This window comes from Archangium violaceum (genome assembly GCF_016887565.1).
Classification (GTDB): domain Bacteria; phylum Myxococcota; class Myxococcia; order Myxococcales; family Myxococcaceae; genus Archangium; species Archangium violaceum_B.
On sequence record NZ_CP069396.1, the window covers coordinates 416,675 to 432,952 of the forward strand.

General features: G+C 69.5%; 9 protein-coding genes. 5 read left to right on the forward strand and 4 right to left on the reverse strand.

Features of this window, described 5'->3' with window-relative positions:
* Positions 1-119 precede the first annotated feature (119 nt).
* Both JRI60_RS01795 and JRI60_RS01800 read left to right on the forward strand, forming a co-directional pair.
* A complete protein-coding gene (locus tag JRI60_RS01795; protein WP_204224071.1) occupies positions 120-602 on the forward strand; it encodes a hypothetical protein in 483 nt (160 codons plus the stop codon).
* Positions 592-993 (forward strand): hypothetical protein, encoded by a 402-nt coding sequence (locus tag JRI60_RS01800; RefSeq protein WP_204224072.1) that lies wholly within the window; start codon positions 592-594, stop codon positions 991-993. The genes JRI60_RS01795 and JRI60_RS01800 overlap by 11 nt, the downstream gene beginning before the upstream one ends.
* A 51-nt stretch (positions 994-1,044) precedes the next feature.
* Here the strand turns inward: JRI60_RS01800 and JRI60_RS01805 are convergent, their stop codons facing one another.
* Positions 1,045-2,934, reverse strand: coding sequence for a serine/threonine-protein kinase (locus JRI60_RS01805; RefSeq protein WP_204224073.1), 1,890 nt, complete (start codon positions 2,932-2,934; stop codon positions 1,045-1,047).
* A 212-nt stretch (positions 2,935-3,146) separates the two neighbouring features.
* Between JRI60_RS01805 and JRI60_RS01810 the strand changes: the two genes are divergently transcribed.
* On the forward strand, positions 3,147-3,929 hold the full coding sequence (locus JRI60_RS01810) for an SDR family NAD(P)-dependent oxidoreductase (protein ID WP_204224074.1): 783 nt from the start codon (positions 3,147-3,149) through the stop codon (positions 3,927-3,929).
* A 70-nt stretch (positions 3,930-3,999) separates the two neighbouring features.
* On the opposite strand, the gene JRI60_RS01815 is transcribed toward JRI60_RS01810, so the two are convergent.
* From JRI60_RS01815 to JRI60_RS01825, 3 genes are read right to left on the reverse strand one after another with little or no spacing between them, the layout of a single operon-like run.
* A complete protein-coding gene (locus JRI60_RS01815) occupies positions 4,000-5,613 on the reverse strand; it encodes an FAD-binding oxidoreductase (RefSeq protein ID WP_204224075.1) in 1,614 nt (537 codons plus the stop codon).
* On the reverse strand, positions 5,610-9,302 hold the full coding sequence (locus tag JRI60_RS01820; protein ID WP_204224076.1) for a serine/threonine-protein kinase PknK: 3,693 nt from the start codon (positions 9,300-9,302) through the stop codon (positions 5,610-5,612). The genes JRI60_RS01815 and JRI60_RS01820 overlap by 4 nt, the downstream gene beginning before the upstream one ends.
* A 57-nt stretch (positions 9,303-9,359) precedes the next feature.
* Positions 9,360-12,533: an NAD(P)-binding protein gene (locus JRI60_RS01825; RefSeq protein ID WP_204224077.1), complete on the reverse strand. Its 3,174-nt coding sequence runs from the start codon at positions 12,531-12,533 to the stop codon at positions 9,360-9,362.
* 333 nt (positions 12,534-12,866) lie between these two features.
* On the opposite strand from JRI60_RS01825, the gene JRI60_RS01830 reads away from it, so the two are divergent.
* Positions 12,867-14,624, forward strand: coding sequence for a sigma-54-dependent transcriptional regulator (locus JRI60_RS01830; protein WP_204224078.1), 1,758 nt, complete (start codon positions 12,867-12,869; stop codon positions 14,622-14,624).
* A gap of 423 nt (positions 14,625-15,047) precedes the next feature.
* Positions 15,048-16,265: a hypothetical protein gene (locus JRI60_RS01835; protein ID WP_204224079.1), complete on the forward strand. Its 1,218-nt coding sequence runs from the start codon at positions 15,048-15,050 to the stop codon at positions 16,263-16,265.
* The last annotated feature ends 13 nt before the right edge of the window (positions 16,266-16,278 follow it).

Below are 16,278 nucleotides of genomic sequence, written 5' to 3' on the forward strand. Positions count from 1 at the left end.
GGACGGGTGGGGAGCGGTGAGGCTCGCTTGCCCTCCGAGAAAAGGAGGTGTCACGCCTCGGGCATTTGCCCTCTGACCACCCTACAATCCGGGACCGCGAACCCACCTCCGAGGGATGAATGCTCACCCGCTTGTTCGGACTTCTCGTGCTGTTGGGTGCCACCAGCGCAGCCCCCGCACCGTTGACACCGTCTCCAGCGACACAGGTACAACGGCTCTACGTGGCCCAGGCTGTCACTGGGCCGCTGGGGATTTCCCAGCTCGTGTTGCAGATGCCGGACACGGTCCGGTCACAGATGCTGGCGGCACTTGCCCGGGGGAACATCCAGGGCGCCATTGCCCTCTATCAACTGGATACCGGCCGGCAGGCCATTCCTCAGTGGTTGCGGCTCTTCGAGCTTGCCTTCTCCGCCGAGAACCGCAGGCCAGGGCCGTGCATCGAGGTGGCCCGGCGCATCTCCATGGCGTTCCAGCAACTCGGTGGCGAACCCTCGTTCATCCGGTTCACGTCACAAGGCTCGAGATACATTGCCTTCGAGATGTGTGCGGGTGAGCCACGCAGCACGGTCCAACTCACAGCCTGGACGACCTATGACCCGTGAGCCGGAAACCAGCGTCAAGGTCGTCCCGTTGCCCGAGGAGTGGCGTGGCCGGTTCGTGTCCCTCATCGATGTCCTGCTGCGCATCCGCTCCGAGCATGCACGCGGCAGACCCCTGGGCTTCTTCTTCGGGGGAATGGAGACGACCCAGGCGGTGGCCGCATTCGAGACCGGTTACCGGGCGTGCTGCCGGTACCAGGGCATGGAGGACGCCTGGTACGAGGCGTTCAGTCACTGGCTGTTCAAGAAGGAGCTCTCCTCGGAGGGTTGGCACACGAGGTACCTCGCCGAATGTGGAGGGAACCACCCGAAGGCCATCCATAGGTACCTGGACACCGTGGCCGAGTTCGCCGCCCAGAACCCCGCTCCCCCTGAGGTCAAGGTCGTGGGCTGAATCCCGTCCGGGTGGTGTGCCACGTTTCGGGCGGCCTCCCTCCCGAGAGGTCTACGGGGTGCCCGGGGCCGCCAGCGCGCGGCTCACGGTGAGGTACTGCCGGTGCAGCTCCAGGGACAGCGGATCCAGGATGAGGGCGCGCTCGTAGGCGTCGCGGGCCTGGGCGAGCAGCCCCACCTCCTGGTGCGCGCGGGCGGTGGCGAGGTGCACGCGCAGGGGCCCCTGCGCGTAGGGGCGGTGGGCGAGGAAGTCGCGCCGCAGCTCCTCCAACTGGGTGAGGGTGAGCCCCGCGGAGAGACAGCGCACCACGCCGTGGAAGTTGCCCCGCTCGGCGTCGTAGATGGCGCGGCGCCGGGGCTCTCCGAGCGTCTCGGCGGCCTTCTGGATGCGCTCGAGCACCGTGTCCACCCGGGCGCGCAGGGTGGCGGAGATGGTGCGCTCGCGCAGCCGCCCCAGTGCATGCAGGGCCCGGCGCGCGCGCAACCGCACCTCCTCGCAGCCCGTGTCCGGCGGCAACGCGAGGAAGACGTAGAGGTCCTCGGTGCTGCGAGCGTGGTAGGGGGCGAGCATCCGCTCCGCCTCGGCGTCCGCGGCCGGGTCGGTGGGCGGGCGCAGGGTGCTCAGCGGCTGCCCCACCAGCAGGTGAGCCACCGCCGCCTTGAAGGTGACGGACGGCTCCACGAACTGCACGCCGAAACCCGGAGCCATGCCCCAGGCGCGAGCCTCCTCGGTTAGCACGTGCCGCACCACCTCGGCGGTGCAGGTCATCTCCCCTTCCGGGTGCTCCAGGCCCACCGTGAGCCGCGAGAGCAGCGCGGGCAGGGGCTGCCCGGTGCACAGGAACATGCCGCCGCGCGTGAGCTCCGTGCAGGTGAGCTGCTCGGGGGTGACGCCGGGCCCCCGCGTCACGAGCACGGGGAGGGCGAGGGCCGGATGCAACCCGAAGGGCCCCAGGGGTGGAGGCGTCCGGGCCGGGCCCGCCGGGGAGCGCGCCATGTCGAGCGCCACCTGGAGCGCGCCGCGCATCGTGGAGGCGTTCTGGAAGCGCTCCTCGGGACTCTTGGCGAGCGCGCGCAGGACGACGCTGGAGAGGGCGGGCGGGACGTCGGGGCGGAGCGAGGTGGGCGAGGGCGGCTGCCGGGACTGGTGGGCGAGCAGCAGCGCGGTGAGGGACTTCTCGACGAAGGGCAGGCGCCCGGTGAGGAGCTGGTAGGCGATGACGCCCAGGGCGTAGAGGTCGGCGCGCCCGTCCACGGACTCGCCCCGCGACTGCTCCGGCGCCATGTAGTCCACCGAGCCGATGAGGCCGCCCTCGCCGGTGTCCGGGCCGCGTTGCTCGTCGTCGAGCAGCTTGGCGATGCCGAAGTCGAGCACCTTGACGAAGGCGGGCCCATGGCCGCGTTGGAGGAGGAAGAGGTTCTCGGGCTTGAGGTCGCGGTGGACGATGCCGCGCGCGTGCGTGGCGTGGAGCGCGTCACACACCTGGCAGAGCAGGGCGACGGCGACGGGGGCGGGCACGGGCCCGCGGGCGAGCAGCACGGAGAGGGGCTCGCCCTCCAGGTACTCCATGACGAGGTAGGGCCGGGGCGGCGCGGGCTGGATGTCGATGATGTTGACGATGTTCTCGTGGCCGATGAGGTTGACGGCGCGCGCCTCCATGTGGAAGCGGCGCAGCACCTGGGGCGAGTTGGCCAGCCGGCCGTGGAGCACCTTGATGGCCACGCGGCTGCCGATGTGCACGTGCTGGCCGAGGTACACGCTGCCCATGCCGCCCTGGCCCAGCTTGCGCGTCAGCTGGAAGCTGCCCAGACACGTGCCCAGCAGCGGATCCACGTCTGGCTCGCGGGGGCGGGTGGATGGCTCGAGCGTCTCGCGCGTATCCGCGAGCTCACCACGGCCTGCTTCACCAGGCTTGAGGCTGAAGGCACTCGATGCGGACATGAAAGGCCCAATGGGGGAGCTCCCCCCGGGAGCTCCCGACCCACGCTGGAGTTGAGCAGTGGAGGCATTTTGTCATGAACCGCTCGCGCGTGCTCGGGGGAGCGGGCCCTTTCGCGGGGTGGGGTTGTGCTCGCTACCGGACAGTCCGCGGAGGAATGGGAGAGACGCCGGGTATGTTCGCGGCCCACACACGAGGAACAGGGGGACAGGAGATGAAGGGAATCGCGGGCAAGGTGGCAGTGGTGACGGGGGGGAGTTCGGGGATTGGGCTGGCGACGGCGCGGGAGCTGGGGAAGGCGGGGGCGAAGGTGGCGCTGGTGGCGAGGACGCGGGAGCGGGGGGAGGCGGCGGAGCGGGCGCTGAGGGAGGAGGGGGTGGAGGCGCTCTACGTGCAGGCGGACATGGGGAAGGGCGAGGACGTGAGGAGGATGGTGGAGACGGTGGTGGGGAAGTGGGACCGGCTGGACCTGGCGGTGAACAACGCGGCGCTGGGGGACATGCAGCTGGTGCCGCTGACGGAGCTGAGCGAGGAGGAGTTCGACCGGGTGTTGGGGGTGGACCTGAGGGGTGTGTGGCTGTGCATGAAGTACGAGATACCGGCGATGGTGAAGGCGGGGGGAGGGGCGATCGTGAACGTGTCGTCGGTGAACGGGCTGTCGGGGACGCCGATGGGGTCGGCCTACGTGGCGGCGAAGCACGGGATGCACGGGCTGAGCAAGACGGCGGCGCTGGAGTTCGCGAAGGAGGGGGTGCGGGTGAACGTGGTGTGCCCCGGGGCGCACCGCACGCCGATGCTGGAGGGGGTGTTCGAGAGGATTTCTCCGGGGGCGCCGGAGAGGGCGGAAACGCAGTACTACCTGCCGAGGATTCCGATGGGGCGGATTGGAAGGCCGGAGGAGGCGGGCAAGGCGATCGCGTGGCTGTTGTCGGAGGACGCGTCGTACGTGAATGGCTGCGTGATGACGGTGGATGGAGGAATGATGGCGGGCCTGTGAGCGACACTCCCTCCCCCTCCTTCTTCCCCTCCCTCTCCCTCTGGGAGAGGGTCGGGGTGAGGGTCTACCGTCAGGGCCCCACGAGGACACCGGGGTTGAGAATCCCCTGAGGATCCAGCGCCCCCTTCACGGCCTTCAGTGCGAGCGCGAAGGGCTCTGGGCGCTCGCGGTCGTACCAGGGGCGGTGCAACCGTCCCACGGCGTGGTGATGCGTGATGGTGCCCCCGTGAGCCATCACCGCGTCGCTGGCGGCCTGCTTCAGCGCCATCCACTGCGCCAGCTCACCGCCGGGCTTCGCCGGGCCGATGAACGTGTAATAGGGCGCGGGCCCATCCGGGTAGACGTGGGTGAAGCGGCAACTCACCGAGCCACCGCCGCAGATGCGCTCCAGGGCACCGCGCATGGACTCCAGGATGGAACCGTGGAGCTCGTCGAACCGGTCCCACGTGCACGCGGTCTCGAAGGTGTCGGCGATGACGCCGAGGCTCACCATGACGTTCTGCAGATACGGCGCTTCGATGAAGGCCGAGCGCCAGCTGTCGGCCGCGCCACCGGCACGCGCCTGGGAACCCATCTCCTCGGAGCGATAGCGGGCGCCCTCGCGGCACTCGCCCCCGTGCGAGGCGGTGATGGCGAGGGCGCGCTCCATCTTCGCCTGCTGCGGATGGTCGGCGGACTCGAAGGCGAGCACGAGCACACAGGAGCCATCACCCGTCACGCCATTGAGGAAGGACTCCTGTGCGTCGAGGAGGCGGCAGTTGGAGGGATGCAGTCCGGACTGGGAGAGCTCACGAACGGCGCGGGCGCCGGAGGTGAAGTCGGGGAAGTGGACGCTGGCGTTGGCGCGGAAGCGGGGGCGGGCCTGGACGCGCACCCAGGCCTCGGTGATGACACCGAGCGTGCCCTCGGAGCCGAGCACGAGCCTGTCCGGAGCGGGGCCGGCGCCGGAGGCGGGAAGACGGCGCGTCTCGTAGAGGCCGCGCGGGGTGAGCATGCGGGTGGACTGCACCAGGTCGTCGATGTGCGTGTAGAGCGTGGCGAAGTGGCCCCCGGCGCGCGTGGCGATCCACCCGCCGAGGGTGGAGAACTCGAAGGACTGGGGGAAGTGGCGCAGGGTGAAGCCATGGGAAGCGAGCTGCGCCTCGAGCACGGGACCGGTGGCGCCGGCCTGGATGCGAGCGGCGCGCGAGACGGGATCCACCTCGACGACGCGGTCCATTCCACGCATGTCGAGGGACACGGCGCCGCGGAAGCCGTCACCGATGGCGGCCTCGACGCCTCGCACGACGCTGGTGCCTCCGCCGAAGGGGATGAGGGCCACGCGGTGGTTGCCGCACCAGTCCATGACGGCGCGCACGTCCTCCTCGGTGCGGGGGCGGGCGACGAAGTCGGGAGCGGAGGAGAAGTCCCCGTGGAATCCGCGCACGAGGTCCCCATAGCCCTTGCCATAGGTATGCGCGGCGCGGTCGGTGTCCTCGACCGAGCAGAGCGCGGCCAGCGCCTCTGGCGGAGCGACACGGGGACGCGGGAGGCGCAGGGCGTCGAGCGCGGCGGGCTCACGGGGCTCCAGCGGGGGCCCACCGAGGAGCGCGGAGACCTGCTCCCCGAGGGCACGGCGTGCCTCGGCCTCGGGGAACTTGTCCGCGTAGCCCCAGCCCCAGATGCTCGTCGCGCGAGTGCTCATGGGCGTGAGCGTACTCCGAGGCCGAGGCCCTCGACCTCCTGGAGGTGCCAGGTGCAGCCCATGAGGGAGAACAGCTCCGAGGCCCGCAGCAGGTGGGCCTCCCGTTCCGGTGTTCCCGGCTCGCCGGCCCGGGCCAGCTCGATGCGCGCGAGCGCTTCGTCATAGGGCATCCCGAGCTCATGCGCGCTCGCGATGCTCTCCCGCCAGGAGGACCTCGCCCGCTCTGCGCGACCGGAGAGCCAGTGCATGAGCCCCGAGCAGCGCAGGGCGGCGGGGCGCACGAAGGGAAACATTCGGGCACACTGCTCCAATCGTGCGACCGACTCGCGCGCCTGCTGCGCGAGCGTGGCTTCCACCCCGGAGGTGCCTCGTTGGGAGTCCTCCCAGGCCGCGAGCAGGACGAGGGCGGCGCCCTCGTAGCCCTTGCCCTCCGTGAAGGCCGTGGGCTGTGCACCCTGGGTGAGCCGCATCACCTCCTCGGCCATCCGACGGGCGGGCTCGAGCTCACCGCGGTACAGGTGGGCGGTGGCCAGCAGTCCGTGGCAGATGATGTCGGAAGCCCGGTCCGCCTGGCGAGCCAGCAGGGTGCGCGCTTCCTGGAGCCGCGTCACCGCCTCCTCGAGTCGTCCCAGGGGGATGAGGCTCCGCGCGAGGGAGTACTCTCCCCAGGCCTCGTACTGCATGTTGGACCACTTGCGGCCCGAGTCGCGGATCTCCTCGAAGCGTGGCAGCGAGGCCTCGAAGTGTCCCGTGTAGTAGTCCGTGTGCGCGCGCAGGGTACGGGCGATCTGCAGGTCTCCCTGGCTGCCGAGACGTGCCAGCAGTTGGATGGCTTCGTCCGCCCGCTGCGCGGCATGGCTCCACCTGGCGAACGTCAGCTCGTAGGAGGCCTCGTACCAGAGCGCCGTGGCGATGCCCGCGAGCTCTCCGGCGGAGCTGCCTCCCTCCCGGGCGAGGCGGAAGTAGCGCCGGGCGAGCGGATGCATCCGGGCCAGCCCCGCCATGTAGCCGAGCTGGGCGTACTGTCGCCGCACCTCTCCGCGACGCCCCGCCCGTTCCGCCAGGTTCACCGCGCGGATGGCCGAGGCCGACATGGCGAGCATGTCCTGGGTGAAGTAGTAGCACTCGCACAGCCGGCTGGTGGCGAGTGCCGCCGTCCGCAGAGGCTCCTGCTCCAACTCCTCCGCTTGCACCGCGGGCTCGGGGAGCAGCATGTGCGCGAGCTGCCGGGTCATCTGCCCGAGCAGCAGTCCTCCCCAGGCGGGCTTCATCCGGGGCAGCGGTTGTCCCAGCACCTCCAGGGCCCGGTGCAGGTGCTCCCGGGCGCGAGCCAGGTCTCCCAGCCCGAAGAACGCCTCGCCGAGCAGGTACTCCCACGAGGCGCGGCGGTGTCCCCGGGCCGGTGCCTCCGCGTGCCGGGCCTCCATCGCGAGGGCTTTTTCGAGGTAGCCGGCCGCCTCGGTGTTGGCGCCGATGCGCAGGGCCTGGCGCGCGGCTTCCTCCAGGTAGTGGAGGGCCTTCTCCTCGGCCTGTGCGGTGGCCCAGTGGTGGGCGAGCGCACCGTAGTGTCGTGGGAAGAGCCCGGTGCCGGAGTACCGGGACTCGATAGCCCGGGCCGCCTCCTCGTGCAGCCGCCGCCGCGACTCCGGCGGGGTGCTCTCGTAGGCCATCTCCCGCAGCTTGTCGTGAGCGAAGCGCAGCCGTCCCTCGCCCGCCTCCTCCAGCACGTTCCTCACGCGTAGCGCCTCGAGCGCCTCCAACTGGCCCGCGTCGTCCATGGTGCGCTCGGGCAGGAGCAGCACGCCGTCGAATTCGCGTCCCAGCACGGCCGCGCGCTCCAGCAGCTCGCGGGCGTCGGGCCGGAGGCCGGAGAGCCACCGGCCCAGCAGCTCTCGCAGCGAGCCGGGGAGCGGCAGGGCCTGCTCCAGCCGATCCAACGCCACGCCCCGCTCCGCCACCTGCCACACGCCCGCCGCGTCGCGCCCGAGCAGCCCCTCGTCCACTGCGGTGCGCAGGTACTCGGCGACGAAGAACGGGTTGCCCTCGGACTGGCGGGCCAGGTACTCCACGAAGGCACGCGGCGGCGTGCGCAGCGCCAGCATGCCGCACACCATCGTCGCCACGGCCTCCGCGTCGAGCCGCTCCAGCCGCGTGGAGGTGAGCCCCGGTGCCAGGAGCAACCGGCGCAGCCCCTCGTTCTCCTCCTCGGTGCGCCAGGTGCCCAGCACGAGCATTGGCAACCGTTCCAGCTCTCCCCGTTGCAGGTGCTCCAGCACGCTCAACGAGAGCTCGTCGGCCCAGTGCAGGTCATCGAGCACCAGCAGCATCGGCTGCTCCGCCACGAAGGCCGAGAGCACCTGGGTGAGGGCGCCCAGCAGGCGCTGCCGGGCTTCCTGGGCGGGGAGGGCCGCTGGCTCGGCCAGGGTCCCCGGTGGGGACAGGCTCGCGAGGGAAGGCTCGTACAACGCGAGCAGTGGACCGTGCTCGCCCAGGAGCGACCCCGTCACCTGGGCGCCGCCAGCGCGGCAGTGGTCCGCCACCGCCTGCAACAGCGGCCGGAAGGGTTGCAGCGGGGCCGCCACCTCCAGGGGGAGACATTCTCCGGTGATGACGCGGAAGTCGCGGCGGTTGGCCGCCGTGGCCAGCTCCATGGCCAGACGCGTCTTCCCGGCCCCGCTCTCGGCCCCGAGCAGCACGCACCGTCCCCGGCCCCACCGGGCATCGTCCAAGGCGCGCTCAGCCTCTTCCAGCAGCGCCCGCCGGCCGACGAACTCCGGACGGTAGAGGTAGGCGCGCTGCGGAGGGTAGGTTCCGTCCTCCACGCGGGCCCCGAGCGAGGCCAGCCCCGAGGACACGTCACTGGCGTACCCGATGCGCTCGCGGGATTGCTTCGCCAACAGCCGCATCAGCAACTCCTCGAGGGCGGGAGGCACTCCCCGCACCCACCGCGAGGGGGGCGGGGGCGGCTCGGACAGGTGCTGCCGCAGCACGTCCCAGCCCTCGCCGGAGAAGACGGGCCGTCCCGTCACCATCTCGTACAGGATGCAGCCGAGCGCGTAGAGGTCGGCTCGGGCATCCACGAGCTCGCCGCTGATCTGCTCCGGCGCCATGTAGCCGGAGGATCCCTCCATGGCGCCGCCGACGTCGAGCGACTCGCGGCTCCGGGCGCCACCGAAGGCGGACACGAGGCCGAAATCCATGAGGACGGGTTGGCCATCGGGGCGGACGACGATGTTGTCGGGCTTGAGGTCGCGGTGGACGATGCCCTCGCCGTGGAGGAAGCCGAGCGCGGCGCAGATGCGGCGGACCAGCCCGAGTGCCTCGGTGAGTCGTCCAGCGGCTGGGGCGGAGGAGTCCGGGGCCTCGCGCCACCAGGCTGCGAGCAGCTCCCGCAGGGTGGAGCCCTCGAGGAACTCCATGGCGTACCAGGGGAGGCCATCGTCCACGCCCTCGGCGAGGACCTGGACGATGCCGGGGTGACGCAGGCGGCCCAGGGCGTGGAGCTCCCGGCGGAGGCCGCGCATCAGCGCGGCGTCCGGGAGCCGGACCGTCTTGAGCGCCACGAGCTGGCCGGTGCCGGAGTGCCGGGCGCGGTACACCACGCCCATGCCACCAGCGCCGAGCTGTTCGAGAAGAAGATAAGGACCGATGGAACCGAGCTGCTGGGGGAGCGCCGCCGCAGGTTGCATGCGGGGCGGAGCATGGCAGAACCCGCGGGGCCACCTCAAATCAACCGCCGGGAGACGTCATGCATCGGCGCTCCAACTCCAGATGACGCGGCCGTCCTTCAGGTCGAAGTCCAGGTCGAGCACGGTGGCCATGAGCGGCTCGGCCTCGGGTGGAGTGCCCAGCTCCTGGGCCAGGTCGTGGGAGTGGTGTGACTGGAAGCGGAGGGTGAAGTCCCTCGGGAGGAGCCCTCCGGACTCGAAGTGGGAGAAGACGAAGGGGGCTTCCACGATGGCCTGGTAGCAGGCGTTGGAGGTCTGCTCGGCATCCCGGAACTGCTTGAGGAAGAGCAGGGCCTGTGGCTTGCGGAGGGCGGCCGCCAGGTTCTCCACGCGGACGAGTGGCACCAGCTTCTCGACGATCTCCGAGAAGGCGTCCGTGTCGTTGTCGAAGCGGTCGTTGCCCGTGGGACGCTCCAGGGGCTTGTCGCCATGACGGCGGATGCTGAGCACCTCGCGCATGTCGGCGCGCTGTCCCAGCTGGCTCACCACCTGGGTCTGCACGGAGAAGTTCGCTGGCTGTCCCCAGTCCTCGGGCATGGAGACGCGGCCCATTTGCTTGGCGAAGCCGTAGATCTCCCGTCCCACGGCCATGGCCACGCCCGTGTCCACGAAGAGGTGGGGAGCGAACAGCAGCAGCCGGTCCGCCTGGAACTCGCCGTCCACCATCTTCCCGCCGACGACGGGAATGGTGATGCCGATCTCCCGCTCCTTCATGGAGCCCCAGCGGTTGAACTCCGGGTCCAGGGACACCGACTCGTCGATGCGGGCGCACTGCAGGACGGCGAAGCCGCCCAGTGGCCGGTACTCAGCCACGTCCTGCAAGTCATTGAAGTAGACGTCGCACAGCTGCTTGAGCTTGTCGTAGTCGCACTCCAGGAAGAAGGAGTGCAGGCGCGTGCGGCCCTGGCGGAAGGGGCCGCGCCAGGTGGCGAGCCCGCCGCGCTCCACATAGGTGGGAAGACGCCGACGGGGGAGAGGGGCGGGTTGCCGCAAGACCGTGCGAAGCTCCGGGAGACGCAGCTTCCGCTGGAGAGCATTCGCGGCCTGCTGACCGGCCATGACGGCCGCCTCCACGCACCCGGTGTTGAGGGGGGTGCGCACCCAGTCCCCGGCGAGCAGGAGGTTGTCGTAGCCGGACTCGTCCGCGCCGAGCCGGTTCGCGGTGCTGCCCGGCGGTGTCAGCACGTAGCGGTCCGAAGGGTGCGTGCTGGCCCGGTGGTACTCGGCCATCACATCCGGGGGCATGGGGGGGGCAGGCGGCTCCTCACCGTCAGTGGAGGTGTCAGGCTTCGTGGCTTCCCTCAGGACGATGGTCGGATTCGCATTCTCCGGCCAGACGGTGGGCCGGAACTTCGCGAGCCAGTCTCGGGCGGTGGTTTTGACTTCTCCCTTCGGACGGAGTGACGATACGTGGCTCAGGGAGCTCACGGGCTTGTCCACCGGACCGTCCTCGCTCCTCACCTCCTCCAGCGGGCCGCACAGGTAGACGAGTGAACGGGGCCTGTGCGCGGGGTCCCACTTCTCCGTCGCGAGCACCTGGCTGCTGTCGGCCCAGGTGTCGAAGGGAGCCGGGCAGCAGGCCAGCACTCCACCCTTGCGCTTCCAGCGGGCATCGTCCTCCAGCGACCGGGAGAACCAGAACTGTGAGGTCTGGGTCGCGGTGGTGGTGGCGGAGGTGACCATCTGGCGCAGGCGCGGGCTGTGCTCGAGCAGCTCGGTGCAGAGCGGCGTGAGCGCCCCCACGGAGATGGACAGCACGGCCACGTCGAAGTCCCTGCCCAGCTCGAGCGTCCTGCTCTCGGCATGCTTCTTCCACTGCCTCCATTCGCCCTGGGGTGCCTCGAAGTCGTATCCGGCCTTCTTCAGTTCGTCCGCGTCCTGGAGCTGCTCGTAGAGGGGGGCAGCCGGCCAGCACGGCAGCCCGTCCACGTCGATGAGCGGGTTGTACTCCGTGCCCGCGAGTGCCACCTGCCGGGTGACGTCGATGGCGGCGACGCGCTGGCGGTCCTCGGACAGGCGGAGCGAGTCCACGGAGTGGAAGAACTCGAAGCGAACGCCGCGCTTCTCGAGGGCGAGGTACAGGGGGGCGATGACGACCTCGCCCATGCCCGCCTTCATCTTGAAGTAGAGGTGCTCCGTGTAGTCGAGCATCCGCAGCAGGCCCTGGAGCGCGGCACCGGCCGCGAGCTTCCCCGGGCTGCTGAAGGTGAGGTTGTACCCGGCCTGGACGATGGGCGACTCACAGGCCTCGGGCCTCGCGCCGTGCTCGCGCAGCCACGCGCGGAAGTCCCAGGCATCGAGCGGGCTCAGGTCGGCATCCGGCTCCTGGAGCCCTTCGCGGGCCAGTCCGAAGGCGATGGTGATGCCCAGGTTGATGAGGATGGCATTGCGGCGCCCCTCGTCGTCCTGGGTGAAGCGGGGCCGGGCCTTCTCCCACTGCTCCTCGCGGGCGCGCTCGAGGGTCTCGGTGAGCGAGGTGCGCAGGGACACGGCCTTGTCCGGAGACTCGGCGCGGGCCCGTGTGAGCAGCGCGTAGGCCACCAGGGGAAGGCTTCCGTCACGTGGGAGGCCGTGGGTCAGCGGGTCGGGCCGCAGGATGTTGCTCACGTGCTTCTGGATGAGCCCCGCGCCGTCCTCGTCTGGCCCGGGCATTCCCAGGGAGGGTCCCATGCGCTCCAACAGCAACCGCGTCAGGCGCTCGGGGTCGCTCTCCTGCCGGGCCCCTGACAACAGGTCATTCCACTTGGAGTCGAGCCCTTTCAACCGCGAGGCGAAGTCCTGGCCGAGCGGCTTCTTGCGCGGCTTGAACTTCAGCGGCCAGATGCGCTGCTCGCCCTTCACGTCCTCCAGGAAGTGGATGTCGTCATGGGCCTCGAAGGCCTGCTCCACCGTCGCGAAGGGCGCTCCGGGGCGGCGCCCCAATTCCTTGTAACACTGCCCGAGCATGCCCAGGGCCTGCTCGTAGAAGCCCATGAAGACGTGGAAGCCGTGCTCCTCGCTGCGCAGGCCCTGCCCCTCGTCCCTGTTGCGCCCGCTGGCGCCCTTGCCGCCCAGGCGCCAGCCCTGCTGGTAGAGGGTGATTTCATACTGCTGCTTCCAGCCAGGCTGGCGGGTCAGCTCGAAGGCTGCGGCGAGCCCGGCCATACCACCACCCAGGATGGCGATCTTCTTCGGCTTCGAAGCCTGAGGCATGTCTGTCTTTCCCCTCCGTGAGGAGCCCGGGAGCGGGCCCTCGCGCCGTGGAGTGGCGCGCGGGTGCCTTCAGCAAGGGACACGCCATCCTGGACCTTCCCTCTTGGAGGATGAGACGGCGTCCCCAGGCTCGTGCCGGTTGGCGTATCATGGAGACGCGGCTGCGTCCTGGGAGTAAGCGCCCGAGTGGAGTGGGGCGTTTCACGGGGACGCGAGGACGGCTTCCCCCGAGGTAGCGGACGAGACGCGGCGTGCCAAGGCTCGTCATGAGGAGCGGGGAATGCCATCCTGGGAGTGCTCTCAACGGGAAGGGCGCGTCTGCGAGGGGGCCCCATGTCAGAGGAGTTGTCGTCTTTCTTCGCCGCGCTGCACACGGCGAAGCACTTCGAGGAGGCGGCCAGCGAGGTGCTGCGGGCGATGCTGCTCTCCGCCGAGCGCACTCTAGAGACGGGCCGTTTCGCGCGGCGCGGGCGGTTGCTGCGCGGGGTGGTGCATGTGCGGCCGGATGATGCCTACCGCCGGCTGGCGGTGCTGGAGATGGAGGCGGTGCGGGGACGGCCGAGGAGTGGGATGGGGCCGCCCCCCGTGGCGGGACAGGACGTGGCGCTGCTGGCGTCGGCGTCCGCCTGGCGAGCGGTGGCCGAGCAGGGCAAGGCGGTGGCCATCGACGTGAACCTGAAGACGCTCCAGCCGCTCGAGGGGGGCGGAGTGGGCAATGCCTCACGTCCCTCGAGCGCGGCCTTCAACCCGGAGAGCCAGCGGAAGCTGCTGGGCCGGCAGGCGACGCACGTGTGTGTGTTTCCCCTGCGTGTGCCCGGGGGGCGCATCGACGGGATGATCGCGCTCGAGGCGGACTGCATGGCGGCGCTCGGGCAGGAGTTCGTCTGGAAGGAGGCGGGGGGGCAGCTGCAACTGCTGGCGGACATGGCGGCGGCCTGGCTGACGGGACTGCCTCCCCGGCCCGTCACGGCGCCGCAGACGGACGATTTCCTCCCGGTCATCGGCGCGTCGATGGCGAGCCTGGTGCCGGTGCTGCGCATCTTCGCGCAGCAGGAGGAGACGATCCTCGTCAGTGGCCCGACGGGAGCGGGCAAGTCGAGGCTGGCGAGGTGGTGCCACGAGCGCTCGGGGCGCCGGCAGGGGCGCTTCGAGAGCCTGGACCTGACGACGGTGCCGGAAGACCTCCAGATGGCGGAGCTGTTCGGCTGGAGGAGGGGCGCGTTCACGGGGGCGGTGAAGGACAACCCGGGGAGCATCGCGCGGGCGGAGGGGGGGACGGTGTTCATCGATGAGATCGACAAGCTGTCGCTGAAGGCGCAGGCGGGATTGCTGCACGTGCTGGAGGAGCGGACCTACCGGGTGTTGGGGGAGGGCTCGGGAGACCAGCGGGCGAACGTGCGATTCATCATCGGGACGAACGCGAACCTGAGGGAGGCGGTGCGGAGGGGCGCGTTCCGGGAGGACCTGTACTACCGCATCAACGTGCTGCCCATCCGGGTGCCGCCACTCAACGACAGGCAGGACGAGATACCGCTGTGGGCGCGGTACATGGTGGGCAGGAGACACCAGGAGACGTTCCCCGGGGGAGAGGCGCGGCTGGAGGAGGGGGCGGAGCGGCTGCTGCTGGCGAGCGCGTGGCCGGGGAACCTGAGGCAGTTGGACAACATCATCCGCCGGGCCTACACGCTGGCGATGGTGGACCAGGGGGGAGCGGCGCGCGAGCTGGAGCTCCGGGAGAAGCACGTGCGGCAGGCGCTGGCGTACGAGGGGACGCCGGAGGAGTCGACGCTCGTTGATGCGCTGTGTCATGCGGCGAGGGTCTTCGTGCAGGAGGCGCGCAGGAGGCAGTCGCCACTGGACATCGATCTGGCGGAGAGCTTCCGGGGCTTCGTGCTGGGGATGGCGGCGAAGCAGGTGGGGAAGGAGGAGGCGTTCCGGCTGGTGGGGCGGGAGGCGCTGGTGAAGAGCCGCAACCATCAGAAAACACTGCGGCGGGAGCTGGAGAAGGTGGAGGCGCTGTGCCGGGAGGTGGCACACCCGGGCCCCGAGTTCCTGGAGCTGCTCTCCGCGGAGGGCGGCGACTCCAACTGAGGTGCGTACGGAGTGGACGCACGGCTGTAGTCGAGTGCACTGAATCAGGTCTTCCCGGCTTCTTCGGTGCTTGTCGCTGTGCTGGGAGCGAGGTTGCTCCGTGCGTGCGTGCGGCACGCGGGAACGTCTCCTCGTGACGCGCCGACACCAGATGAGGGCCTGTTGTTCTCCCGTGCTCAGAGTGGAGGTGCTCTTGGCACGACCTTCGCTTCTGTCTGTCGCGTCGGTGACGTCGAAGTGAAGCCGGGTTCCATCCTCACCAATGGGGAGCATGCACGTCGGTACGGCCTCGGCCCGTAGGGCTGAGGGGGGGCGTACTCGTCCGTGCGTGAAGAGGGCCAGGAGTGAGAGCACCGGGGGGAGCTCTCACTCCTGGCCCGACATGAGGAGGCGGCGCCAATCACTCTGATGAGGAGGATCATCTTGTCGAAACGGGGATGTCTGTCGCACTGGCTCGCTGCTCTGCTCTCGCTCGTCATCTGGTCCACCTCGAGCTTCGCCGCGGAAGGGGGCTCGCAACAGCAGGACGACGAGAGGCACTCGAACCTGGCTCAGCAAATACAGGTGTCACTGATTCAGGAAAATCTGAAGGCGCTCGAGGCGGACCTGCAGGTACTGCAGCGTGAAGCCGCGAAGACCCAGAACGTGCTCAATGCATTGAAGGAGGTAAAGATCGACGAGCCCCGCCTTCGCGGTGTTTTTCAGACGCTCAGCGATAACACGAACGCGCTGGCGCAGCAGGCGGACAAGGGGACCAGACTGGACCCCACCCAGGTTGCCAGGGTGAAGCAGGGCCTGCGCGAGCTGCGCCATCTCACGACCGACAATGTGCCCGCCTGGCCATCACCGCCTACGAGCAGCGAGAACGCTCGGTCCGTGCTGTTAGAGATCTACGTGGATGACGGCATCAAATACACGAGCAAGATTCCCTGGGAGCAGCTCTTCGCCCTCAGCTGGCTCGATGCCGATGCGACCGAGCGTGTCGTCTCGGACCAGGTGAAAGCCCTCCACCGTACGCTTCAGTCCGTTACGGCGGATACGATCCTGGAAGATAACAAGGGGTTGAGAGACGCGGCCAATACCGCCTGGTCGGCTGTGCGGGGTCGCATCGAATCGGCCCGAAGTGTACGCGAGACCCGGAAGGAAGATCTGCTCCAGACGCTGGACGAACTCGGCACCATTCAACAGCAGACGGACAAATGGCTGATCTACTCCATCATGGGGATGATCGTCATCCTCTTCCTCATCTTCTTGTCCGCCATCGTCTTCGCTCAGCAAGACATCCAGCGACTCATCTTCGGCGGGCGCTTGCTCGTGGAGTTGGTGGGGATGGCCTTCCTTCTCCTTACGATCATCATTCTAGGCACCGGCGCGAAGATCGACCGGGCCGTTCTGGGCGCGCTGCTGGGCACGGTCGGCGGTTACATCTTCGGACAGCAGATCAGGCGCTCCACCCGGGAGGAGGAAACGAGCCAGCGCGCAGCGCAGCCCGCGGACGTGGCGCAACCATTGAATGAAGTTGCTGAGTTTCTCAAGAAGGCTCAGGCCAACGGTGTCTCCACCGATGAGATGACGAAGCTGGTGAAAAAAGCGTCCATGGTCGTCGAGAAGGCTCAGTCCAATCTGGGGACGAGGACCTGACATCGATGACAGG